Here is a 22,536-nt window from a genome sequence, read left to right as displayed (position 1 = left end):
GTGCCGGAATTCAAGCTGACCGCGCGCCGCAACTCCTCGGGTGGCGACGCCCGCTGGGGGCTGGTGCGACTGCACCCCGAAGTGCTGATGGCGCTGGCCCTGCACCCCGGTCAGGGCGTCACCCTGACCGGCGGGCGGCGCACCACCGCGGTGGTGGGGGCGTTCAAACCGTCGCAGGGTTTCGGCACCGGCGTCGCCTTGCTCGACGAGGTGACCCTGTCGAACGCCAAGGTGCGCGACGGCGGTGACATCACGATCGCTCCGGCGACCGAGACCGATGCCCGTCGCGTCTCGGTGACGGGGTCCTCGCTGGCCATGGCCTCGATTCCGGAGTCGACGCTGCGGCAGGCGCTGCTGGGGAAGATCGTCACCGTCGGCGACACCGTCACCCTGCTGCCGCGGGATCTGCTGCCCGGCGACAATCCGGCCGCGGCCCGAAAGGCGCTGAAGGGCTTGGGGATCGCCTGGACCTCGGAGGTGCTGACGGTGGTGTCGACCGAGCCGTATCCGGGGCCGGTCACCATTCTGCCGAGCACCGCGGTGACGCTGGGGTCCAGCCTCGGCGCCACCGACGCGCCCCTCGGCCTGCTCGACGACGTCCCGCTGAACATCCCCTCCGCCGTGCCGCAGGAACATCTGTCCGTGGCGGCGCCCACCTCGGCGGTGGCCGTGGCGGATCTGGCCGGGGTGCAGGCGCAGGCCGCCAAACTGAGGGAATGGCTGAATCTGGCCTTGGACGAGCCCGAACTGCTGAAGGCGCTGGGGGCCAGTTCACATCTGGGCGTGTTGATCACGGGTCCGGCGGGGGTCGGGAAGGCGACGCTGGCGCGGGCGGTGGTGGGTTCGCGGCGGCTGGTCGAACTCGACGGCCCGGCGGTCGGCGCCACCGAGAGCGGCAAACGTTTCCGCGATGTCGGGGACAAGGTGCAGGAGATCGGTTCCGGCGCGGGCGGCGTGCTGCTGATCACCGATATCGACGCGCTGCTGCCCGCCGAGCCGGAGCCGGTGGCCACCATGATCCTGGACCAGTTGCGCCGGGCGGTGGCGCTGCCCGCGGTCGCGGTGCTGGCCACCACGTCGAATCCGATCGGCCTGGACGCGCGGCTGCGCGGCCCCGAGCTGTTCGACCGGCAGGTGTCGCTGCCGCTGCCGACCGCCGCGGTGCGGGCGGCATTACTGGAGCAGCTGTTGCGCAAGGCCCCTACCGAGGGGCTGAAGGTGGACGAGATCGCCTCGCGGACACCGGGGTTCGTGGTGTCGGATCTGGCGGCGCTGGTGCGGGAGGCGGCGCTGCAGGCGGCCGTCCGGGCGAGCCGGGAACACCACGACACCGGTGAGGACGTGGATCCGGTGCTGCGGCAGGAGGATCTGACCGGTGCGCTGGAGGTGATCCGCCCGCTGTCGCGCTCGGGTTCGGAGGAATTGTCCATCGGTCAGCTGAGTCTCGACGACGTCGGCGACATGGTCGAGACCAAGCAGGCGCTGACCGAGGCGGTGCTGTGGCCGTTGCGGCATCCGGATTCGTTCGCGCGCTTGGGTATCGAGCCGCCGCGCGGGGTGCTGCTGTACGGGCCGCCCGGTTGCGGCAAGACCTTCCTGGTGCGGGCGCTGGCCGGGTCCGGGCAGTTGAGTGTGCACGCGGTGAAGGGCGCGGAGCTGATGGACAAGTGGGTCGGCTCGTCGGAGCGCGCGGTACGCGAGTTGTTCCAGCGGGCACGGGATTCCGCGCCGTCGCTGATCTTCCTCGACGAGGTGGACGCGCTGGCCCCACAGCGCGGGCAGTCCTCGGATTCGGGGGTGTCGGATCGGGTGGTGGCGGCCCTGCTCACCGAGCTGGACGGGGTGGAGCCGCTGCGGGACGTGGTGGTGGTCGGCGCGACCAACCGCCCGGATCTGATCGATTCGGCGCTCACCCGGCCCGGCCGGTTGGAGCGGCTGGTGTTCGTGCCGCCGCCGGATGCCGAGGCCCGGGTGGAGATCCTGCGCACCGCGGGCAAATCCGTACCGCTGGCCAAGGACGTGAATCTGCGGCGGCTGGCGCGTGAGCTGGACGGGTATTCGGCCGCCGACTGTTCGGCCCTGCTGCGGGAGGCCGCGCTGGCGGCCATGCGCCGCGATGTGGATGCCGGGGAGGTGACGGCGGCCGATGTGGCGGCGGCGCGCAAGGCGGTTCGACCGTCGCTGGATCCGGTCCAGGTGGAGTCGCTGCGGTTGTTCGCGGCGAAGCGCGAGCTGCCCGGCCCGGCCGGTGACCCCTCCGGCTATGTCTGAATCATCCCGCCGAGTCCGATCGATGCCAGAAATTCGCCAAATATCCACAAAGCAAGCGAGTCGGACCGATCGACCCGCCACCGGCCGGTACTTTTGCGCAGGTGAGGTCGTATAAGGTCGCCACCGAAACGCTCACTGCGCTGGTCGCAGCGTTGGTTGCTGGACTGGCGCTGGCCTTGCCGATCAACTTCGGCTGGACCTCACAGACTTCCGCCTTGGAGCTGAATCTGCTGGCCTACAGCCTGCCGCGGGCGATCGCCGCGGGCGTGCTCATCGCCATGATCGTGGCCGTGTTCATCACCACCCTGGGCAATCCGTCGGCGGCGTGGTCGACGACGGTGGGCGGGCTGGTGGTACTGGTGGCCAATCACGTGTTCGGACATACCCACGACCCGAATGCCTCGCTGTCCACCATGAACTTCATCGATTCGCTGTCCGGCGGCGTGATCCTGGGTGCGCTCGGAGCGGCGGTGTTGCATCACCGGCTACCCGCGTTCGCGTGGACGCTGGGCATCCTGATCAGTCTGCTGCTGGGCTCGGTGAATCCGGTGCCACGCGTGGGTGGCGGCATCAACACCGACGTGAGCACCACGTGGCACAGCACCGACCTGCCGCCCATCTGGATGCTCTTGCTGGCCTTCGCGCTGGCCGTGGCGTCGCTGCTGATCAATCGGAAGGGCCCGGTCTCGCAACGGCTGTCGATCGAGCTGCCGCTGGCGCCGATTCTGGCGGGCGTGCTGATGGTGCTGATCACACTGTTCAGTGCGGAATGGCTGGCCCGGCACGGCGGCACGGTCGCGGGCATCGTGCTGGCGGTGCTGACGTCGGTCGGTACCGCGTTGATCGCGTCCATGCTGTTGCCGGGCCGCGACGGGGAGATCGTGCTGGTCGCGGTGGGCATGGGCGCGGTGGGTGCGGCGACGATCGCGGCCGAGCTGCCCGCGTGGTCGATTCCGCTGCTGGTCGCGGTGAGCGCGTTCGGTATGTGGGCGGGCAGCCAGGTGGCCGCGCCGATGCCGGTGCTGTGGCTGGCCATGGCGGTCGGGGCGTCGACGGCGCTCACCAGCGATAGCACCAAGGCGTGGCTGATCGTGGGCAGCGCGGCGGTGGTGTCCTGGCTGCTCGGTTTCGGGCTGCTGGCGACCCGGCCGCGGTACGTGCCGAGCCGGGTGCTGGGCACCCTGGTGTTGTTCGTGCCGTCGGCGGTGCTGGGTATGCGTGATTTCGTGGCGCGTGGCGATTACGCGATGCAGTCGTCCGGCAACGTGCTGATGTGCACGGTGAGTTCGGGTAATACGTCGACCCCGGGGTGGACCTCGGTGATCGTGGCGGGCGGCTGCCTGGCGGGCATGTTCCTGCTGCGACGCATGCGTCCGCTGCCGGTTCCGACCTCGGCCGCGCCGGAGTCCCAGGCGGGCACCACCGAATGACGGCGAACGGTCAGGCGCGCGCGGCGATTTCGAGCGGGGTAGCGGGCGCGGGCGCGGGCTCGGCGAACCAGGTGCGGTAGAAGGCCGTCACGTAGGCCACGAACAGGCCGATGACGATGATGCCCGCGGGCACCGGGTGTTCGGCGAACCCGGTCGACAGGTACCGGTAGGACAGCAGTAGCCCGGCGAAGAGCGCGGCTCCCGCGGACACCAGCCGGATGCGGGTGCGGTCCCAGCCACTTTCCGGTGCGCGCAGCCCGGATTCGATGGTCAGGCACAGCACCGCGCCGGCGACCAGGTCCGCGCCGTAGTGGTAGCCGAAGCCGAGGGTGGCGCCGATGGTGGCGGCCAGCCAGAAGGCTCCGCCCCAGCGCAGCCAGGTGGGTGCGGGCGCGCCGGTCAGGGGGTCGCGCCGGGAGTGGATGAAGATCGACAGCGCCCACGCGGTGTGCAGTGACGGCATGCAGTTGCGCGGGGCGTAGTGGTCGAAGCCGATGGACCCCGGTGAGAGGTCCACCGGCGGCACCACATTCGGCCAGTACTGGCCGAGCGAGAAGGCGTGCCCGTCCGCGCCGTACGCGAAGATCGGTCCGACGACGGGGAACAGCACATAGAACAGCGGCCCGATCAGACCGAGCACGAGGAAGGTCCGCACCAGATAGTGCCGCGGCCACACCCCGGTCCCGACCACATTGCGCAGCTGCCAGATGGTCACGATCATCGCGCCGACGGGCAGTTCGATGTAAACCCAGTGCAGCACAGCCGAAGCCACGGGTCCCAGCCAGTCGACCAGCTGCCCGGCCATCCACGACGGGTCGCCGAGGGCGTGGTCCACCAGCACGATGTGCTCGTCCAGCACGCGCGGCCCGGCGAGCACGGTGATGCCGAGCCAGACGTCGGCGACCTTGCTGGACAGCACCAGCAGAATGCCGAGGGCGGCGGCGTGCAGGGCGTTGGAGCGGTCCTTGCCCTGCCACTTCCAGACCGCAAGGCCCAGGATGGACAGCAGGACCAGAACCGGTCCGTTGCCCATGGCCAACGGTCCGCCGGACAGACTGCGCACCGTTTGATACGCGACGTCGATGCCGAGCGCGGCCCCGACGGCCAGGAACCGCCGCCGCCAGCTCAGCCCGATCAGGGCGAGCCCGAGTCCGGCCCACGGCACGGTGAAGGATTTGGCATTGCCGGCGAAGTCGTCCCAGATGCTTTCCAGCGGACCGGTGAAGTGGTGACGGGAGGCGACGAGCTGCAAAGCGAGCAGCGCGACGGCGCCCACGCTCAGCACGGCCGTCAGCCGGGCGCGCGGCGACGCCATCCACATCCCTGATCGGCGTGCTGCGCCGCCGGTCTGGGAACGCGGATCGTCGAGCAACATCCAGCCATAGTAAACGCCGTGTGAACGCAGCCCCCATACCCAGTTGAACGCCGCATCCCACCCCGGATGAACAGCCCCCGGTCAGCGTGATATCGCCCCTGGCCACGGCGTACGGCGGCCGCATTTCGCCGTAATCGAAATCACACCAGTGCAACTCGCGGAGCGTCGCGCCCGAGAGTTCCGGGCGTCGGGTCCCTACTGCTCGAGTTCGTGGACCAGGGAGTCGACCACCGCGACCAGATCACCCTGGGCGGCCGCGGCGACCCGGCGCTGCCGCTGATACGACGCGCCCCTCTTCGGGATGTCGGCGACCATGGCGAGCTCGTTCTCGCAGCCGAGGCTCTTGGCGGTGGGTTCGAGCCGGTTCAGCAGGTCCATCAGGTCGTCGGTGACCAGGCGCTCATTGCTGTCGGCGTCGGTGATGATGATGGCGTCGAGCCCGTATCGCGCTGCGCGCCACTTGTTTTCCTGCACGTGCCAGGGCGGCAGGACGGCCGGGAGGGGTTCGCCGTTCTCCACCCGGCGGTCGAGATCGACCACGAGGGAATGGATCAGGGCCACGAGGGCGGCCAGTTCGGCCTTGGTGGGGATGCCGTCGCAGATGCGCACCTCGATGGTGCCCCATTTGGGTGCGGGCCGGATGTCCCAGTGCATGCCGCCGATCTGTTCGATCACACCGGTTTTCAGCTGGTCGTGCACGAAACCCTCGAACTGGCCCCAATTGTCGAACTGGAAGGGCAGTCCGGCGGTGGGCAGCTGCTGGAACATGAGCGCCCGGTTGCTGGCGTAACCGGTATCGACGCCCGCCCACATTGGCGAGGAGGCGGACAGCGCCAGCAGGTGCGGGTAGGCCGGCAGCATGGCGTTGAGGATCGGGAACACCTTGTCCGGGTGCGAGATTCCGACGTGCACGTGCACGCCCCAGATCAGCATCTGGCGGCCCCACCACTGGGTGCGCTCGATCAGTTCGTCGTAATGCGCACTGCGCGTGAGCTGTTGGGTGGACCATTGCGCGAACGGATGGGTGCCGGCGCAGAACAGGTCGACGCCGACCTGGTCGGCGGCACGTCGCACGGCTTCCTGGGTGGCGCGGAGTTCGTCGACGACTTCGCTCACGGTGTCGTGCTTGCCGGAGACCAGTTCGACGGTGTTCTTCAGTAGTTCCTTGGTGATCTGCGGGGTGCCGTCCCAGGCGCGGAGGTCGCCGCAGGCCTCGAAAACGGCTGCGGCGGTGTTGGACAGGTCACGCGTCGTCTTGTCGACGAGCGCGACCTCCCATTCCACGCCGAGCGTGGGCCGGGGCGATGAATTGAAGGGGACCTTCGGAATGCCTGCCCCGGCCATGGCTCACCTCAATGGGTTCAGGCGACGACGCCGCAGGCGACCCGTGCACCCGCGTCGCCGGTCGCGAGGGTGTCCGCATCCGGTGCGGGCGCGTACCGGGTGGGAATGTTGCCGAAGTTGTCGGCGCCGGCGTGGATGATCAGCGCCTTGCCCTTGATGTCGTCCAGGGTCACGGCGTCGGTGGTGGTGACCAGCTTGGCGGTGCCGTCCTTGAGCACCTGGAGCGAGTCCAGATCGCCGCTGGCGGGGTGCGTGTTCTGCTCGCCGACCTGCAGGTGGCCGCCGGCGGACAGGAAGTCGCCGGGCGCGCCGCCCGAGGGGGCGGTGGAGTTGGTCTCGCACTTGCCGAACTGGTGGATGTGCAGGCCGTGGAAGCCGGGCTTGAGGCCGTGGGCTTCGACGGTGATCTCGAGGTGGTTGCCCACCTTCACGACGGAGGCGGTGCCGACGGTGCCGCCGCTGGGGTCCTTCAGCGTGACGCTGGTGGAGTCCTGCGGGGTGGCGGCGCCGTGCTCGGTGCCGTGCTCGGCGCCGGCGGGCGCGGGCGAGCTGGTGAACACCGGCGGGGTCGTCCCCTTGACGTCACTCGATTCCTGGCTGTTGGAGCAGGCGGTGAGGCCGAGGGCCGCGACCGCGAGCACCGGAGCAACAGTCCACCAGGAAGGGCGACGAGTTGAGGACGAGGCCATCGGGGAACTCCTTTACGAGTCCGAGTTTATCGGGAAAGCAGGGTGGACATAGTTCGTACCGGACAAGATGATGCCAGAGCCGTGCGTGTGTCCCGTGGAGGGGCCGCACGGTTTCTTTCGCGCGGCGTTGCGACCCCTGGCCGGACAACGATTCAGTTGCCGGTGACGATGACGATGACACCGGTGGGCGAATCCGAGATCCCGGGGAAGCGGGGCTCGGCGGAGCAGCCCAGTTCCGCGGCGATGGCCTTGGCGAGCGCCTGCTCCTTGGCCGAACTGCCGTAGTACACGGTGGTTTTCGGGATGACGCCGCCGGGGTAGTTGCCCACCTCGGTGATGTTGTAGCCCTCGCCGCTGAGCTGGTCGCCGGTCTTCTTGGCGAGGCCGGCGACGGTGCCGTTGTTGTAGACCCGGACCGGAAGGGACTTGTCGACGCCCGCGGCCGCGCTGGTGGTCGGCGTGGCGGCCGTGGTGGTGGGCGCGGCCGTGGTGGTCGTGGGCGCGATGGTGCTGGACACCAGCTGCGGGGTGCCCGCCACGGTCGAATTCTGCTGCGCCGCAGTGCTGGTGGCGGCCTCGGAGGTCGATCCGGCGCTGCTGTCCGAGGAGTCCGAACTCGACAGTGACATCGCGCCGATCCCGGCGAACACGATGGCCAGGGCGATCAAAACCATCGCCAGGGCCCGCAGTGGCGGACCGCCGGCCGGCGAATTCGGGTTGCTCACGGCGTCGAGCCTAATGGGTGCAGGCCCACGCGCGCGGGATCAAGCGCGGACGCAGGCGGGGTGTAGCGCCGGTTCACGGTCGGGGCTCGGTTCACACCTGGAAACCGAGACGGCGTGCGGCCCTGGTCTTCTGACGGCTGGCGCGCAGCCGGCGCAGGCGTTTGACCAGCATCGGGTCCGCCGCCAGCGCCTCGGGCTTGTCGACGACCGCGTTCAGGACCTGGTAGTAGCGGGTTGCCGAGAGGTCGAACAGTTCGCGGATGGCTTCTTCCTTCGCACCGGCGTACTTCCACCATTTGCGTTCGAAGTCGAGAATCTCGAGCTCACGGCGGGAAAGCCCGTGCGCGCCATCCTCGTCGGAAGGACCGTCCTCGCTTGCGGGAATGTCGCGTGCCGCTGCGCTGTCCATAGAGCTCCCTCGCCGAGTGGTCACCAGACGAATATGGTGCTTGCGTCGGAGCCCATTCAACCACGCGGCACAGACAACGCGATGCGTACCAATCGGCGTGTTTTGTGACAAAGGCCCCGGCGTGTCGGGCAGTTCGGCGGGGCTTCCAGCACTGCTCCGGACCCGTCCCCAGGGTGTGATCTTCGGGGGAAACGCAGCACAGTACGCTGCTCAGCATGGCTATTCTCCCGATTCGCATTGTCGGCGACCCGGTTCTGCACCGCCCGACCACTCCGGTCACGCGGACACCGGAAGAGCTGGCGCAGCTGATCGCGGACATGTACGAGACGATGGACGCCGCGCACGGGGTCGGCTTGGCCGCCAATCAGGTGATCATCGAGGACGAGGACGAGGCGTCGCCGCGCATCTTCGTCTACGACTGCCCCGACGAGACCGCGGACGGCAAGACTGTCCGCCGCCGTGGCTGCGTGATCAATCCGGTGCTGACGACCTCCGAGATCCCGGAGTCCATGCCGGATCCCGACGATGACGACGAGGGCTGCCTGTCGGTCCCGGGCGAGCAGTTCCCGACCGGTCGCGCCGACTGGGCCAAGGTCACCGGCACCGACGAGCGCGGCGAATCGGTCGAGCTGGAGGGCCACGGCTTCTTCGCCCGCATGCTCCAGCACGAGACCGGGCACCTGGACGGCTTCCTGTACGTGGACGTGTTGATCGGCCGCAATGCCCGCGCCGCCAAGAAGTCCATCAAGCGAAACGGCTGGGGCAAGCCGGGTTTGAGCTGGGTGCCGGGCACCGTGCCGGACCCCTTCGGACACGACGACGACGATCTCGACGACTGATCGGGTATGACCGCTTCCGAACTCCCGCCGATCGGTAAGCGGGTGGTGGTTCGATACCGCCTGCCCGCAGGTTATCCACAACCGCTGACGGATGTGATCGGTGAACTCACCGCGACCGACCCGCTGACCGTGCGCACCGCCGACGGCCAGGTGGTGTCGATCGCCTGGGAAGAGGTGGTGGCCTGGAAGCCGCTCGGGCCCCGGCCCATTCGGACCAGTGAGATCCGCTCGCTGGAGGCGGCGGCCGCGGACGGCTGGCCGGGTCTGATGCGGTCCTGGATCGACGGCTGGCTGCTGCGCGCCGGGGACGGCTATACCTATCGCGCGAATTCCGCGGTGCCGCTGGGCGGTACGGACGGCCCGGCGTCGCTGAACACCGACACGCTGCGCCGGATCGGCGAGTGGTACACCGCGCACGGCCTGCCCTTGCAGCTGCAACTGCCCGACCGGCTGGCGTCCGCGCCCGCGGAGTGGCGGCGCTGGCACGAAACCCAGGTGCTGGCCGTCGATATCGAGACCATGGCGCTGCCGTCGGGCCCGTCGATGGTGCGGTTCACGCCGGAACCGGACGGGGCCTGGTTGTCCATGCACCGGCATCGCGGCGGCGATACCGATGTCGGGTCGACCCCGGTGGTGGATGTGCTGACCGCGGTCCGCGACGGCGAAGTCGTCTTCGCCACACTGGGTTTGCCCGCGCCGATCGCGATCGGCCGCGCGGCGGTGACCACGGCTCCGGACGGCCGCCGCTGGGTGGGCCTGACCTGCGTGGCGGTGGCGTCGGGGCATCGGCGACACGGGCTGGGCGCGCTGGTGTGCGCGGAGATGATCCGCTGGGGCCGCACCCACGGGGCCACGCACGCCTACGTGCAGGTGTCGGACGACAATGAGGCGGCGCTGGCGTTGTACCAGGAGATGGGTTTCGTCGAGCACCACCGTTACCGGTACACCGCGCCCTGATGGCGCGCGCGCCGCTTTCGAAAGACACTAGTTCTGAAAGGTTTACCGCCGTGCGTATCGCGACCTGGAATGTGAACTCGATCCGCACCCGGCAGGATCGGGTGCTGGCGTGGCTGGATCGCGCCGATATCGACGTGCTGGCCATGCAGGAAACCAAGTGCAAGGACGAGCAGTTCCCGTTCGAGGCGTTCGAGGCGGCCGGGTACGAGGTCGCGCATATCGGCCTGAACCAGTGGAACGGCGTGGCCATCGCCTCCCGGGTGGGCCTGGACGATGTCGAGATCCACTTCCCGGATCAGCCCGGATTCGACAAGGACGCGGGCGAGTCCCTGCTCAGCACCCCCGTGGTGGAGGCCCGCGCGATCGGCGCGACCTGCGGCGGTGTGCGGGTGTGGAGTCTGTACGTGCCCAACGGCCGCGCGCTGGACGACCCGCACTACGCCTACAAGCTGGAGTGGCTGGAGCAGCTGCGGGTCGCGGGCAGCAAGTGGCTGTCGGAGGACCCGGAGGCGCAGATCGCGCTGGTGGGCGACTGGAACATCGCCCCGACCGACCTGGACGTGTGGTCGCCGGAGTTCTTCGAGGGCAAGACCCATGTCTCCGAACGGGAACGCGACGCCTTCGATGCGTTCGGCGAGGTCGGTTTCACCGATGTGATGCGGCCGTTCCACCCGGGTCCCGGCGTCTACACCTATTGGGATTACACGCAGCTGCGCTTCCCCCGTAAGGAGGGCATGCGCATCGACTACATCCTGGCGTCCCCCGCCCTGGCGGCTCGCGTCACCGAGGCGAACGTGGACCGTGAGGAGCGAAAAGGCAAGGGCGCCAGCGATCATGCGCCCGTGACGGCGGTGCTCGCCGACTAGTGCGGGCGAGGCCCGGCTAGACCGGCCGGGCCTTGATGGCGTCGCGGGAGATGAAGACGTCGTAGCTGCCGGCGATGGCGATGACCGCGTTGCCGTTGGCCGAGCGCACGAAAGGCCTGGTGTACCAGGTCTTGTCCTTCATGTCCTGGTAGAAGTCGGCGTCGCTGCCGTTGAGGAAGATCTGGTTCTGTTTGGTGGCGATGCCGTCGAGGCGCTGCCCGTAGAGCCGGGTCACCTTGTATCCGGCGTTGAAGCCGAGGGCGTTCACCCACGCCTCGAGTTCCACGATATTGGCTTGCAGCACCCACATGTCGCCCTCGACCTGGTAGGTCTTGTGCTGGTCGCCGTGGTCCTCGTCGCCGTAGAGGGTGAGGTCCACGTTGAGCATGTGCTCTTGCCCCGCAACGGGTTTGGCCTCGATGTGCGCGGCCTTCACTTCGCCGGTGAGGCCGAGGAAGGCCTGCAGCAGCGTGGTGATCCACAGAATCACCACCGCGACGAGCACCAGGCCCATCGCGCCGATGCCGCGTCCGACCAGCACCCGCCAGCCAACCTTGCGCGCTTTCAGAACCGCCGTGACCAGCAATCCGATGGCCGCGATGCCCAGCACCAACAGCACCATCTGGATCCAGCCGAAGGAAACCGGGAAGACCATGTGGTAGTTGTACCCGCTGGGCACGACACGTATCGGCGGGTCAGAAATGAAGTGTGCGTGTCCTATCGGTGAGTCTCGGCTCGCCGATCGGACACACCTGCGAGGTGCGTCCCCCGACGAATCCGGCCCCCGCACCACTGGTGCGGGGGCCGGGAGATGCAGCGGGAGTTAGAAAGCCGCTTCGTCCAGCTTCATGATGTCGTTGTCGAGGTTCTCGATGACCGCGCGCGAGGCGCTGAGCAGCGGCAGCTTGTTCTTGGCGAACCAGGAGCCGACGCCGACCTTGCCGGTGTAGAAGGTCTTGTCCTTCTCGGCCGCGCCCGCGTCCAGCGCCGCCTGGGCGATGGCGGCGTGCTCGAGCAGTCGCCACACGATGACGAGATCGCCTACGGCGTACAGGAATCGGACCGAGCCGAGGCCGACCTTGTAGAGCTCGTCGACCTGCTGCTGGGAGGCCATCAGGTAGCCGGTGAGCGCGGCCGCCATGGCCTGCACGTCGGCCAGGGCCGCGCCGAGCAGTCCGCGCTCGACCTTGAACTGGTCGGGGCCGCCGTCGACGAACTTCTGGATCAGGCCCGCGACATGACCGAGGGCGACGCCCTTGTCACGAATGATCTTGCGGAAGAAGAAGTCCTGCGCCTGGATGGCGGTGGTGCCCTCGTACAGGGAGTCGATCTTGCAGTCGCGGATGTACTGCTCGATCGGGTAGTCCTGCAGGTAGCCGGAGCCGCCCAGGGTCTGCAGCGATTCGGTCAGTGACTCGTAGGCGCGGTCGGAGCCGCAGCCCTTGACCAGCGGCAGCAGCAGGTCGTTGACCCGCTCGGCCAGTTCGGCGTCGACACCGTAATTGACCTGCGCCACATCGGCGTTCTGGTAGGAGGCGCAGTACATGTAGAGCGCGCGCAGGCCCTCCGCGTACCCCTTCTGGGTGGCCAGCGAGCGGCGCACGTCCGGGTGGTGGGTGATGGTGACGCGCGGGGCGGCCTTGTCGGTCATCTGGGTCAGGTCGGCGCCCTGCACGCGCTGCTTGGCGTACTCGAGGGCGTTGAGGTAACCGGTGGACAGCGCGCCGGTGGCCTTGGTGCCCACCATCATCCGCGCGTTCTCGATGACCTTGAACATCTGGGCGATGCCGTTGTGCACGCCGCCGACCAGGTAGCCGACGGCCGGGATGTCGCCGCCGAAGGTGATCTCACAGGTGGGCGAGGACTTGATGCCCATCTTGTGCTCGACGCCGGTGACCAGCGCGCCGTTCTTGGCGCCGATCTCCATGGTCTCGGAGTCGAACAGGAAGCGCGGCACCATGAACAGCGACAGGCCCTTGGTGCCGGGTCCGGCGCCTTCGGGGCGGGCCAGCACCAGGTGGAAGATGTTGTCGGCGGTGTCGCCGACGTCGCCGCCGGAGATGAAGCGCTTCACGCCGTCGATGTGCCAGGTGCCGTCGGGCTGTTCGACGGCCTTGGTGCGGCCCATGCCGACGTCGGAGCCGGCGTCGGGCTCGGTGAGCACCATGGTGCCGCCCCAGCGGTTCTCCCACGCGTGTGCGGCCCAGCGCTGCTGCTCCTCGGTGCCCTCGTCGAAGAGCACCTTGTGCATGAGCGGGCCCATGTTGAAGAAGGAGGCCGCGTTGTTGGCTGCGACCAGCATTTCCTGGATGGACCAGATGAGGGCGTTGGGGGCGGGCACGCCACCCATCTCCTCGGCCATGCCCAGGCCGGAGTAGCCGGCCTCGTTGACCGCGGCGACGGTCTTCTTCAGCGATTCGGGCACCGTGATGGTGTGCTGCTCGGGCAGGAACTCGACCGGGTTGCGGTCGGCGTCGGCGAAGGAGTCGGCGACCGGCCCTTCGGCGAGGCGCTTGGCCTCGGCGAGCATCTCTCGTGCGGTGTCGGCGTCGAGGTCGCCGTAGGCGCCCCCGTCCAGCAGTTCCCCGATCCCCAGTACTTCGAACAAGTTGAACTCGATGTCTCGTAGGTTCGCCTTGTAGTGGGACACGGAAGGGCCTCCTCGGCTGAAGTTTCGACGCGATGCTGGCGATCAAGATCTGGGATCAAGCCGAAGGCTGCCGTACGCCTGTCCGGTTACGCAACCGTAGGCAGACCTCTTAACCCGCCGGGCCTCGTCCGACCCGGCGGAATGCCGAAAAGTTAACCGCGCCGTTATGCGCTCGAGCTGGACTTGCGCCCATATAGCGCCTTGGCCTGCTGCGGAGTCACGGTGACGGGATTCACGGGAACCCCGGCTCGCATATGCTCCGCCAGAAGCCGACCGGTCATCTGACCAATTCCATGGCGGGCGACCGCCAGCTTCAGACGATCGCTCTTCAGCGCGGACATGGCCGCGCGGACCGCCGGCGGGTAGGCGGCGTCGGCCACGGCCGCGATCAGGAAGTACGCGAAGGTGTGGGCGAGCCGCCCGCGCGGATCGCTGTAGATACCGCCGACATCGGCGACGGCCGCGGTCAGGTCCGGGTCGAAGTGCTCGAGGGTGACCGCGCGCTGGAACCCGATCAGCGCGGTCGGCGCGGTCCACACCTTCCAGGTCGGGGATCCCGGTCCGAAGAAGCCGTAGTCGAGTTCACGGATGGTGCGGGCGGGCGCGTCGAATTGGGGGCGCGTGGCGGCCGAAGTCATCGTGTCTGCTCCTTGGCAGTGGCGATGATGGTGGTCAGGGATTCATCTCGTAGGTGCCGGCCAAGGCCCGGACCTGCGTGAGCACGTTCTCGAAGCGGGCGGGGTCGGCGGCCGGGCGGCGCACCAGATCCAGAGCGCGGACCTGCTGGGCCTTGGTGGCGGAAGGCTTGGTGTGCAGCGTCAGCGCGTGCTTGGAGAACTCGCGCACGAACAGATCGAAGAGCTGGTCCAGCACGGCTTCGTCGGCGCCGGCGATCTCGGCCTGTTCGAGGATGAGCTGGGCGTAGGGCAGCGTGGTGAACAGCTCGCCCAGGCCGAAGAGGAAGTCGACGTCCTGCTGCTGTTCGGCGGTCGGGGTGGCGGCGGCCAGCAGGGTCTGCAGGGCGAGCGCCTGTTCCAGGAAGATCGCGACATTCGGGATGTGAGCGAACTTCTCGAAGACCGGACGCCAATCGGCGAAACGGATCTTGCCCAGGCCGCTGCTCGGGCCCTGCCGGAACAGGAATTCGTCGTCGGCGGCATCACGGCGGGTGGGCACGGGAGCGTGTGCGGCACGGGCGAATTCGGTCTTCAGTGCGGGCACGGCCTTGGCGGCGGGACCGGTAGCGTGGCGGCTGGTCCAGCTCAGCGCGCCGGACACCGCGCGCACCGCGGCCTTGGGGGCCACGCCCGCGCCGGGCAGGTAGCGCAGCGCGGCCAGGCCCGCGTCGGCGGGATGGAACATGTAGTTGGGCATGAACTTCAGCGACAACGCCATGTTCACGTGGACGGTGCCCTCGAGCCGCGGCAGGCCGAACATGCCGATCATGGCCATCGGGAAGTACATGTCGTTCTCGAAGCCGCGCGCGGCGATCACGTCGGCGAGGTCCTCGTACAGCTTCTGGCCGTGCCGGGTCACCGACATCTTCTCGATGGCGTTGAACAGCAGGTAGCGGCGGTCGTGCTCGTCGGCGGAGCGCATGTAGTCGATGGCGCGCTCGCTGTAGAGCTTCATGCCGATCAGCCGCGCGTAGCTGTCCGCGAGCAGCGACCGCACCTGCGGGAACTCGGTCACGCGGTGCCCGAACAGGATTCGGTTGTGGGCGTGGGTGACGGCTTCGAACATGGCGTGCTCGCAGGCGCCGACCGCGCCGAAGCCGAGGTTGAACTTGCCGACGTTGACGGTGTTCATGGCGGCGTCGAAGGCGGCGCGGCCGGTGTGCAGGATGTCGGACTCGGCGACCGGGTACCCGTCGAGATCGAAAGCGGCGACGTACATCTGGGAGTCGACGACGTTCTTGCGCAGCTTGTAGTTCTTGTGCCGGGAGTCGGCGGCGAAGAACAGGTAGCCGGAGTACTCCTCGTCGGTCATCTTCCGCAGGAAGTCGGAGGAGTCGATGATCGGTTTGTCGGCGCGGCGGCCGAAGACCGACACCATGCCCGCGAGATTGCCGTTGCCGATGTAGTACTTGCCGCCGGTCGCGGTGTAGCCGCCGCTCGCGTCGGGCTCGAGCACCATGTCGGTGGAGTAGATGTCGGCGCCGTGCTCCTGTTCGGAGAGGCCGAACGCGAAGATCTCGCCCGATTCGAGCAGGGCGGCGGCGCGGGCCTTGGCTTCCTGGTTGGCGCTCTGCCAGATCGGGCCCAGGCCCAGGATCGTGACCTGCCAGACGTACCAGTACTGCATGCCGTAGAAGCCGAGGATCTTGCTCATCATGGCGATGCGCGCGGTGTCCCAGCGCTTGTTCGGGTCGCCGCCGGCCTGCGCGGCCGGGGTCAGGAAGGTCGCGAAGACGCGTTCACGCTTGCTGAAGTCGAGGAAGTCGGCGTACCAGATCCGGTCCCGGCTCTCGGCCAGCAGCCGGGTCTTGCCGAAGGTCTCGAAGTAGTCGACGGTGGCGCGCAGCAGCCGCCCGGTCTCGGCGTCGAATTCGGTGAATTCGCAGGTCTTCGGGTTGAACAGGGTCTGGCTCATCGGTCTTCGTCTCCTCCGGCCGGGGGCTCACCCGGCTACGCCGAGTGGGTTCATTCGTGAATGTAGCATTTTTATGCACCGCCGTAGGAAGCGATCTTCGGGACCGCTGCTATCGTCGGTTCGCATGGGCACCGATTCGGCGACGCGACCACGCCAGCGCGCGCGGCATCTGGGTCCGGAACGCCGTCGCCCGCAGGTCCTCGACACCGCCCTGGAGATCGCCGTCGCGGACGGCATCGCCGCGGTGACGATCGCGGCGGTGGCCGAGCGCATGAAGGTCACCCGCCCGGTCGTCTACGCCTGCTTCGCCGATCGGGTGGAGCTGCTCGAAGCGCTCATCCGGCGCGAGGAGGACTACCTGATCGAGGGCGTCCTGGAAACGCTGCCCCGCCGCCGGGTGGAGGCCGACGAGGCCGTGTTCGTGGAGGGCTTCCGCGCGCTGCTGCACACCGTCTCCCAGCGGCCCGACACCTGGCGGCTGCTGTACGGCAATCCCGATCCGGCCGTGGCGGATTCGTTCGGCAAGGGCCGGCTGCTGGCGGTGGAACGCTGCGCCCGGCGACTGCGCCCGACGCTGCTGGCCTGGGGCACCGCGGACGCCGAACGCAAACTTCCGGCCCTGGTCGAGCTGTGGGTGTCGGCCGGTGAGGGCGCGGTCCGCACGCTGCTGACCGAGCCGGGCGACTGGACTCCCGACACTCTCGGCGAGTTCGTCGGCGCGGCGGTCTACCGGGCCCTGCGCCACGCCTGAAGGGCCCCGCGCCACGCCCGGAATCCGGGCTGCACCGGCTATCCGATGGCTACGATGGAAAGCGACCATCGGTCAGCGGGAGGACGCCATGACGTTCTATCGGCAGGTTGGTTCGGTGCCGCCCAAGCGGCACACGCAGCATCGGGATGAGCGGGGCCGGCTCTATTACGAAGAGCTGATGGGAGAAGAGGGCTTCTCCGGCGATTCCTCGCTGCTCTACCACCGCGGATTGCCTCCGGCCATCGTGGATTCGCGGGTGTGGGTGCTACCCCAGCAGCGACTGATCCCGAATCATCCACTGCAGCACCGGCATTTGAAACTCCACGACCTGTTCCCGGACGACCGGCCGGACGACACCGACGTGGTGACCGGGCGGCGGCTGCTGCTGGGCAATGCCGACGTGCGCATCTCGTATGTGGCGGCGCTGCGTGAGTCGGCGCTGTACCGCAATGCCGTCGGCGACGAGCTGGCCTACATCGAATCCGGTTCGGGGCGAGTGGAAACCGTGTTCGGCACGCTGCCGGTGCGGCAGGGGCATCAGGTGCTGCTGCCGCGCGCCACCACCCACCGCTGGATTCCCGACGGTCCGGAACCGTTGCGCGCCTACATCATCGAAGGCTCCGGTCACATCACGCCACCCAAACGGTATCTCTCGAAATTCGGTCAGTTCCTGGAGAATTCGCCCTATTGCGAGCGAGATCTGCACAGCCCGGCAACACCGGCGGAGGAAGCGGGCGAGGATGTGGAGGTGCTGGTCAAGCATCGTCCCGCCGGTGAGATCGTCGGCACCAGTCTGGTTTACGCCACCCACCCCTTCGACGTGGTGGGCTGGGACGGCTGCCTGTACCCGTTCACCTTCGACATCGCCGACTTCGAGCCGATCACCGGCCGGGTGCATCAGCCGCCGCCGGTGCATCAGGCGTTCGAGGGCCAGAACTTCGTGATCTGCGATTTCGTGCCGCGCAAGGTGGACTATCACCCGCTCTCGATTCCGGTGCCCTACTACCACTCGAACGTGGACTCCGACGAGATCATGTTCTATTGCGGCGGAAACTACGAGGCGCGCAAGGGATCCGGGATCGGGCCGGGTTCGGTGTCGGTGCATCCGGGCGGGTACGCGCACGGGCCGCAGCCGGGGGCCTACGAGCGCAGCATCGGTCTCGACTTCTTCGACGAACTGGCGGTGATGGTGGACACCTTCCGTCCGCTGCAACTGGGCGAGGGCGCGCTGGCCTGCGAGGACCCCGATTATGCCTGGACCTGGTCGGGACGGGGCCCGACGGAATGGATCTGACGACGTGAACAGCCGGGTTCGGATCGAGGTTCCCGCGGAGTCCGGTTTCGGCCTGGAGCACCTGCCGTACGGCGTCTTCCGCCCGTTGGGCGGTCCGCCCCGGGTGGGTGCGCGGCTGGGTGATTCGGTCATCGATCTGGCGGTGGCGCTGGACGATCCGATGTTCGCCCAGCCCACCCTGAACGCCTTTATGACGCAGGGGCCGCGGTGCTGGCGCGAGATCCGGGAGCGGGTGCGCGACGTGGCCGAGGCGGAGCTGCCGGCGGGCGCGGTGTATCCGCTGCGCGCGGTGCGGCTGGACCTGCCGATCCAGGTCGGCGACTACGTCGACTTCTACGCCAGCCTCGACCACGCCACGGCGCTGGGTCGCATGCTGCGGCCGGATGGTGAACCGCTGCTGCCGAATTGGCGGCATCTGCCGGTGGGGTACCACGGACGCGCCGGCACGGTGGTGGTGTCGGGCACCGATGTGATCCGCCCGTACGGTCAGCGCCGGTCCGATTCCGGCGCACCGGATTTCGGCCCGACCCGTCGCCTCGATATCGAGGCCGAGCTGGGTTTCGTGGTGGGCGCGGGGTCGGCGCTCGGCAAGCCGATCGGTACCGGCGAATTCGCCGAGCATGTGTTCGGGGTGGCGCTGGTGAACGATTGGTCGGCGCGCGACATCCAGGCGTGGGAGGGGCAGCCGCTGGGTCCGTTCCTGGGCAAGTCCTTCGCAACCTCCCTGTCCGCGTGGGTGACTCCGCTCGACGCCCTGTCGCAGGCGCGGATTCCGCTGCCGCCGCAGCATCCCGAGCCGCTGCCGTATCTGCGCGACGCGGCGGGCTGGGGTCTGGACATCGCGGTCCGGGTGGTGTGGAACGGTCAGCTGGTCTCCACTCCCCCGTACCGCCGGATGTACTGGTCACCCGCGCAGATGCTCGCGCATCTGACCGTGAACGGGGCCTCGACCCGGACCGGCGACCTGTTCGCCTCGGGCACCATTTCGGGTGCGGATCGGGGTGAGCGCGGATCGCTGATGGAGATGACCTGGGGTGGCGCCGAGCCGCTCGAGGTGAACGGCGTGCAGCGCACGTTCCTGCAGGACGGCGATGAGGTGGTGATCACGGCAACCGCGCCGGCGGCCGGGGGTGGCCGTCTGGAGCTGGGCGAGGTCCGGGGGCGAATCGCGAAAGCCGAGTGATAGCCGGGTTGCATTGCCATGAGCATGGTCACTGTCCCTACCGACCGGTAAGTCAGGAACGCTAACGTTCCGAAGGTTTGGACCTTCGGAGGTGGCGTCGATGTTGACCAGTTCTGCCCGGTTCGCCATGGCCCGCCCCCGCGCGGTGCTGGTGGCGGCCCTGCTGCTCATGCTGGTCTGCGGCGGCTTCGGGGCCACCGTGAAATCGCACATGGTCGGCGGCGGTTATCTGACCGGCTCGCTGGAATCGGTGCGCGCCAACGACTTCATCACCGAGAGCTTCCCCGGCGGCAATCCGAACCTGATCGTCATGGTCAGCGGCGACGGCGGCGTCAACAGCCCCGAGGTCCGCGCCGCGGCGCAGCGCATCACCGACGAGCTGGGCCACGACTCGACGGTGACCGGCGTGCAGTCCTATTGGGCCAACAGCGCCACCCGGCCCGATCTGGCCTCCGCGTTGAAGAGCAAGGACGGGCATCGCGGGCTGATCATGGCCACGGTCACCGGCACCGACACCGAGGTGCAGAACCGGGCGGCGGAGCTGTCCAACCAGCTCAACGGCGATCGTGACGGCGTGCAGGTGCGCGTCGGCGGCATGGCCGGATCCTTCGCCGACATCAATCACCAGGTGGAGAAGGATCTGGTGCTGGCCGAGGCGATCGCGGTGCCGGTGTCGGCGCTGCTGCTGGTGCTGGTGTTCGGCAGCGTGATCGCGGCGCTGCTGCCGGTGGGCGTGGGACTGTTCGCGATCGCCGCGACCCTCGGCATTCTGCGCGCGATGACCACGTTCATGGACGTGTCGATCTTCGCGTTGAACATGACCAGCGCGCTGGGTCTGGCGCTGGCCATCGACTACAGCCTGTTCATCGTCAGCCGGTATCGCGAGGAGCTGGCCAATGGCCGCGATACCCGCGCGGCGATCCTGCGGTCGGTGCAGACGGCGGGGCGCACGGTGGTGTTCTCCGGCTTGACCGTCGCGCTGGCGCTGGCCGCGCTGGCGGTGTTCCCGCAGCCGTTCTTCAAGTCCTTCGCCTACGCCGGCGTCGCGGTGGTGGTGGCGGCCGTGGGCGCGTCGGTGTTGTTGTTGCCCGCCGCGCTGATGCTGCTCGGTGATCGGGTGAATGCCTGGGATCTGCGTAAGCCGGTGCGCCGCTTGCTGGGTCGCGGTGAGCCCGCGCCCAAGCAGCCGGAGGAGACCTTCTGGTACAAGCTGGTCACCGGTGTGATGCGGCGGGCGCTGCCGGTCGCGGTGGTCACCGCGGCGGTGCTGCTGGCCCTCGGATCCCCGTTCCTGAAGGCGCATTTCGGCACCCCCGACGATCGGGTGATCGGCACGTTCGCTTCCAGCCGTCAGGTGGGTGACGCGCTGCGGCACGACTTCAATGCCGATATGGCCGCCAGCGCGGTGGTGGCGCTGCCCGGATTCCACGGCGACGCCAGGGAGATCGGCGCGTACGCATCCAGTTTGTCGCAGGTGCCGAATGTTCCCGCGGTGCTGTCCAGCGAGGGCGTCTACGTGAACGGCGCGAAGATGGCCGCCGGGGTACCGCAGATGACCGGTCCCGACGGCGCCTACCTCTCGGTGGGCACCCGCATCGCCCCGTACTCCGCGGAGGGCAAGCAGCAGCTCGCGGACCTGCGCGCGGTGCCCGCCCCGGGTGAGGTGCTCTTCGGCGGCGCCGCGGCCTTGAACGAGGACACCATGGATTCGGTGATCAGCCGACTTCCCTTGGCGGGCGCGATCATCGCGATCATCACCTTGATCCTGTTGTTCCTGTTCACCGGCAGCGTCGTGCTCCCCGTGAAGGCCTTGCTGCTGAATCTGCTGTCCCTGACCGCCACGTTCGGCGCGATGATCTGGGTCTTCGAGCAGGGCCACGGCGCGAGCCTGCTCGGCTTCACCTCCACCGGCAGCATCGACCTGTTCATGCCGATCCTGATGATCTGCCTGGCCTTCGGCATGTCCATGGACTACGAGGTCTTCCTCCTGTCCCGTATCCGCGAGGAGTGGCTGGCCTCCGACCGCTCCCCCGAGGCCAACACCCGCTCGGTGGCCCTCGGCGTGGCCCGCACCGGCCGAATCTTCACCGCCGCGGCCGGCCTGATGGCCGTGGTCCTCCTGGCGGTCGCCACCTCCGAAGTGGCCCCCATGAAACTCTTCGGCATCGGGCTGGCCCTGGCGGTAGTCTCCGACGCCACCGTAATCCGCGGCCTCCTGGCCCCCGCCCTCATGCGCCTCATGTCCACCGCCAACTGGTGGTCCCCCAAACCCCTTGCCGCCCTCCACAAGCGGATCGGCCTGGAAGAGGAACCGAGCGCCGCGACCGAGAACGACCGCGCGGTCGCTCTGGCGCGCTAACGGATCGCGGCGCGTCCCGCGTCGACGACGGACACGAAGCGCTCGAGGTCCGCGATCAGGGTGTCGACGGATTCCGGGGCGCCGCCGTCGTCGTGGTGGTGGAGCCAGTCGGCGACGAGTTCGAACATGCCGCCGATGGTGGCGAGGGCCAGGGCCAGGAGACGGGGTTCTTCGGCCGGGTCCGCCTGTAGCCATTGGTGTTTCAGGAATTCGGCGGACCAGCGGCGGTTGGAGCGGCGCATGGCTTCTACGGCGGGGGAGATGCCGCCGGCTTCGCCGAAGGTGACCTTGGCGAGGCGGGGGTCGTCGGCGATGGCGTGGACGAAGGCGGCGAGGACGGCGGCGCGGCGGGTGGGCCAGTCGGCGTCGGCGGTGTCGGCGGCTACCTCGGCGACGCGTTGCTGGATGCCGGTGCTGATCTGTTCCAGCAGGGCGGTGTAGCAGGCTTCCTTGCTCTCGAAGTGGTCGTAGAAGCCCTTGGTGCCGACGAACGCCTGCTGGCAGATCTGTTCGATGGAGGTGCCCGAATAGCTCTGGCGGGCAAAGAGTTCGGTGGCGGCGGTGAGGAGTTGTCGGCGACGTTGGGCGCTGCGCTCGTCGGCGTCGAGGCCGCGGATGCGACGCCGCACGGGGGTCCGGTCGGTCGACGCGGCAGATTTGCTGCGGGACATGCCTAAACGATAGCCAAGGTCATTTCAGAAAGACATCTTGTTGGTAACCCGAGGCCGTGCTGTAATCGCTGTCACGTCGAGGAAGGGAACAGAGACGTGGCAATCAGAGGGGATCGCCGGCGGCGAGGGAG

The 22,536-nt window shown here is 68.4% G+C and carries 18 protein-coding genes and 1 pseudogene; 9 read left to right on the top strand and 10 right to left on the bottom strand.

Features of this window, described 5'->3' with window-relative positions; genetic code table 11:
• Nucleotides 1-2,271: an AAA family ATPase gene (locus ACYVKL_RS38580; protein WP_379174250.1), complete on the top strand. Its 2,271-nt coding sequence runs from the start codon at nt 1-3 to the stop codon at nt 2,269-2,271.
• A 101-nt stretch (nt 2,272-2,372) separates the two neighbouring features.
• Nucleotides 2,373-3,701, top strand: a complete 1,329-nt coding sequence (locus tag ACYVKL_RS38575; protein WP_379174251.1) for a hypothetical protein — start codon at nt 2,373-2,375, stop codon at nt 3,699-3,701.
• Between the two features lie 10 nt (nt 3,702-3,711).
• Here the strand turns inward: ACYVKL_RS38575 and ACYVKL_RS38570 are convergent, their stop codons facing one another.
• The 5 genes from ACYVKL_RS38570 to ACYVKL_RS38550 form a co-directional block, all read right to left on the bottom strand.
• A complete protein-coding gene (locus tag ACYVKL_RS38570; protein ID WP_379174252.1) occupies nt 3,712-5,076 on the bottom strand; it encodes a phosphatase PAP2 family protein in 1,365 nt (454 codons plus the stop codon).
• 195 nt (nt 5,077-5,271) lie between these two features.
• The gene (locus ACYVKL_RS38565) at nt 5,272-6,420 is read right to left on the bottom strand and encodes a glutamate--cysteine ligase (protein WP_379174253.1); all 1,149 of its coding nucleotides are present in this window, start codon (nt 6,418-6,420) and stop codon (nt 5,272-5,274) included.
• Nucleotides 6,421-6,437: 17 nt separating this feature from the next.
• Complete coding sequence (gene sodC, locus ACYVKL_RS38560; protein WP_357189003.1) at nt 6,438-7,109, bottom strand: superoxide dismutase[Cu-Zn]; 672 nt, start codon at nt 7,107-7,109, stop codon at nt 6,438-6,440.
• Between the two features lie 152 nt (nt 7,110-7,261).
• Entirely contained in the window at nt 7,262-7,834 is a 573-nt protein-coding gene (locus tag ACYVKL_RS38555; protein ID WP_379174255.1) for a LytR C-terminal domain-containing protein, read from the bottom strand.
• A gap of 91 nt (nt 7,835-7,925) precedes the next feature.
• Nucleotides 7,926-8,243 carry a DUF3263 domain-containing protein gene (locus tag ACYVKL_RS38550; RefSeq protein ID WP_213558355.1) on the bottom strand — a complete coding sequence of 106 codons (318 nt, stop codon included), beginning with the start codon at nt 8,241-8,243 and terminating at the stop codon, nt 7,926-7,928.
• 215 nt (nt 8,244-8,458) lie between these two features.
• Here ACYVKL_RS38550 and ACYVKL_RS38545 point away from each other — a divergent pair, with 215 nt between their 5' ends.
• Genes ACYVKL_RS38545 through ACYVKL_RS38535 form a run of 3 tightly spaced genes read left to right on the top strand, consistent with a single transcriptional unit; the run spans nt 8,459 to nt 10,905 of the window.
• Entirely contained in the window at nt 8,459-9,082 is a 624-nt protein-coding gene (locus ACYVKL_RS38545) for a peptide deformylase (RefSeq protein WP_379174256.1), read from the top strand.
• Nucleotides 9,083-9,088: 6 nt separating this feature from the next.
• The gene (locus ACYVKL_RS38540; RefSeq protein ID WP_213558357.1) at nt 9,089-10,039 is read left to right on the top strand and encodes an N-acetylglutamate synthase, CG3035 family; all 951 of its coding nucleotides are present in this window, start codon (nt 9,089-9,091) and stop codon (nt 10,037-10,039) included.
• Between the two features lie 50 nt (nt 10,040-10,089).
• Nucleotides 10,090-10,905 carry an exodeoxyribonuclease III gene (locus tag ACYVKL_RS38535; RefSeq protein WP_379174257.1) on the top strand — a complete coding sequence of 272 codons (816 nt, stop codon included), beginning with the start codon at nt 10,090-10,092 and terminating at the stop codon, nt 10,903-10,905.
• A 16-nt stretch (nt 10,906-10,921) separates the two neighbouring features.
• Here the strand turns inward: ACYVKL_RS38535 and ACYVKL_RS38530 are convergent, their stop codons facing one another.
• The 4 genes and pseudogenes from ACYVKL_RS38530 to ACYVKL_RS38515 form a co-directional block, all read right to left on the bottom strand.
• Complete coding sequence (locus ACYVKL_RS38530; RefSeq protein ID WP_379174258.1) at nt 10,922-11,560, bottom strand: hypothetical protein; 639 nt, start codon at nt 11,558-11,560, stop codon at nt 10,922-10,924.
• Between the two features lie 168 nt (nt 11,561-11,728).
• Entirely contained in the window at nt 11,729-13,555 is a 1,827-nt protein-coding gene (locus ACYVKL_RS38525; protein WP_379174259.1) for an acyl-CoA dehydrogenase, read from the bottom strand.
• A gap of 272 nt (nt 13,556-13,827) precedes the next feature.
• Nucleotides 13,828-14,193, bottom strand: a pseudogene (locus ACYVKL_RS38520) (oxygenase MpaB family protein); the annotation flags it as partial.
• A gap of 34 nt (nt 14,194-14,227) precedes the next feature.
• Nucleotides 14,228-16,147, bottom strand: coding sequence for an acyl-CoA dehydrogenase family protein (locus ACYVKL_RS38515; protein ID WP_379174260.1), 1,920 nt, complete (start codon nt 16,145-16,147; stop codon nt 14,228-14,230).
• A 124-nt stretch (nt 16,148-16,271) separates the two neighbouring features.
• On the opposite strand from ACYVKL_RS38515, the gene ACYVKL_RS38510 reads away from it, so the two are divergent.
• From ACYVKL_RS38510 to ACYVKL_RS38495, 4 genes are all read left to right on the top strand, one after another.
• Entirely contained in the window at nt 16,272-16,898 is a 627-nt protein-coding gene (locus tag ACYVKL_RS38510) for a TetR/AcrR family transcriptional regulator (protein ID WP_379174261.1), read from the top strand.
• Nucleotides 16,899-16,986: 88 nt separating this feature from the next.
• Nucleotides 16,987-18,192, top strand: a complete 1,206-nt coding sequence (locus ACYVKL_RS38505) for a homogentisate 1,2-dioxygenase (RefSeq protein ID WP_379174262.1) — start codon at nt 16,987-16,989, stop codon at nt 18,190-18,192.
• Between the two features lie 4 nt (nt 18,193-18,196).
• Nucleotides 18,197-19,375 carry a fumarylacetoacetase gene (fahA, locus tag ACYVKL_RS38500; RefSeq protein ID WP_379174264.1) on the top strand — a complete coding sequence of 393 codons (1,179 nt, stop codon included), beginning with the start codon at nt 18,197-18,199 and terminating at the stop codon, nt 19,373-19,375.
• A 100-nt stretch (nt 19,376-19,475) separates the two neighbouring features.
• The gene (locus tag ACYVKL_RS38495) at nt 19,476-21,734 is read left to right on the top strand and encodes an MMPL family transporter (RefSeq protein WP_379174265.1); all 2,259 of its coding nucleotides are present in this window, start codon (nt 19,476-19,478) and stop codon (nt 21,732-21,734) included.
• Here the strand turns inward: ACYVKL_RS38495 and ACYVKL_RS38490 are convergent.
• Complete coding sequence (locus tag ACYVKL_RS38490) at nt 21,731-22,405, bottom strand: TetR/AcrR family transcriptional regulator (RefSeq protein ID WP_379174266.1); 675 nt, start codon at nt 22,403-22,405, stop codon at nt 21,731-21,733. The two genes, ACYVKL_RS38495 and ACYVKL_RS38490, sit on opposite strands and share 4 nt — an antisense overlap.
• Between the last annotated feature and the right edge of the window lie 131 nt (nt 22,406-22,536).

The sequence above is a fragment of the Nocardia tengchongensis genome (genome assembly GCF_054781395.1).
This window is presented reverse-complemented; position numbering and strand designations above follow the sequence as displayed.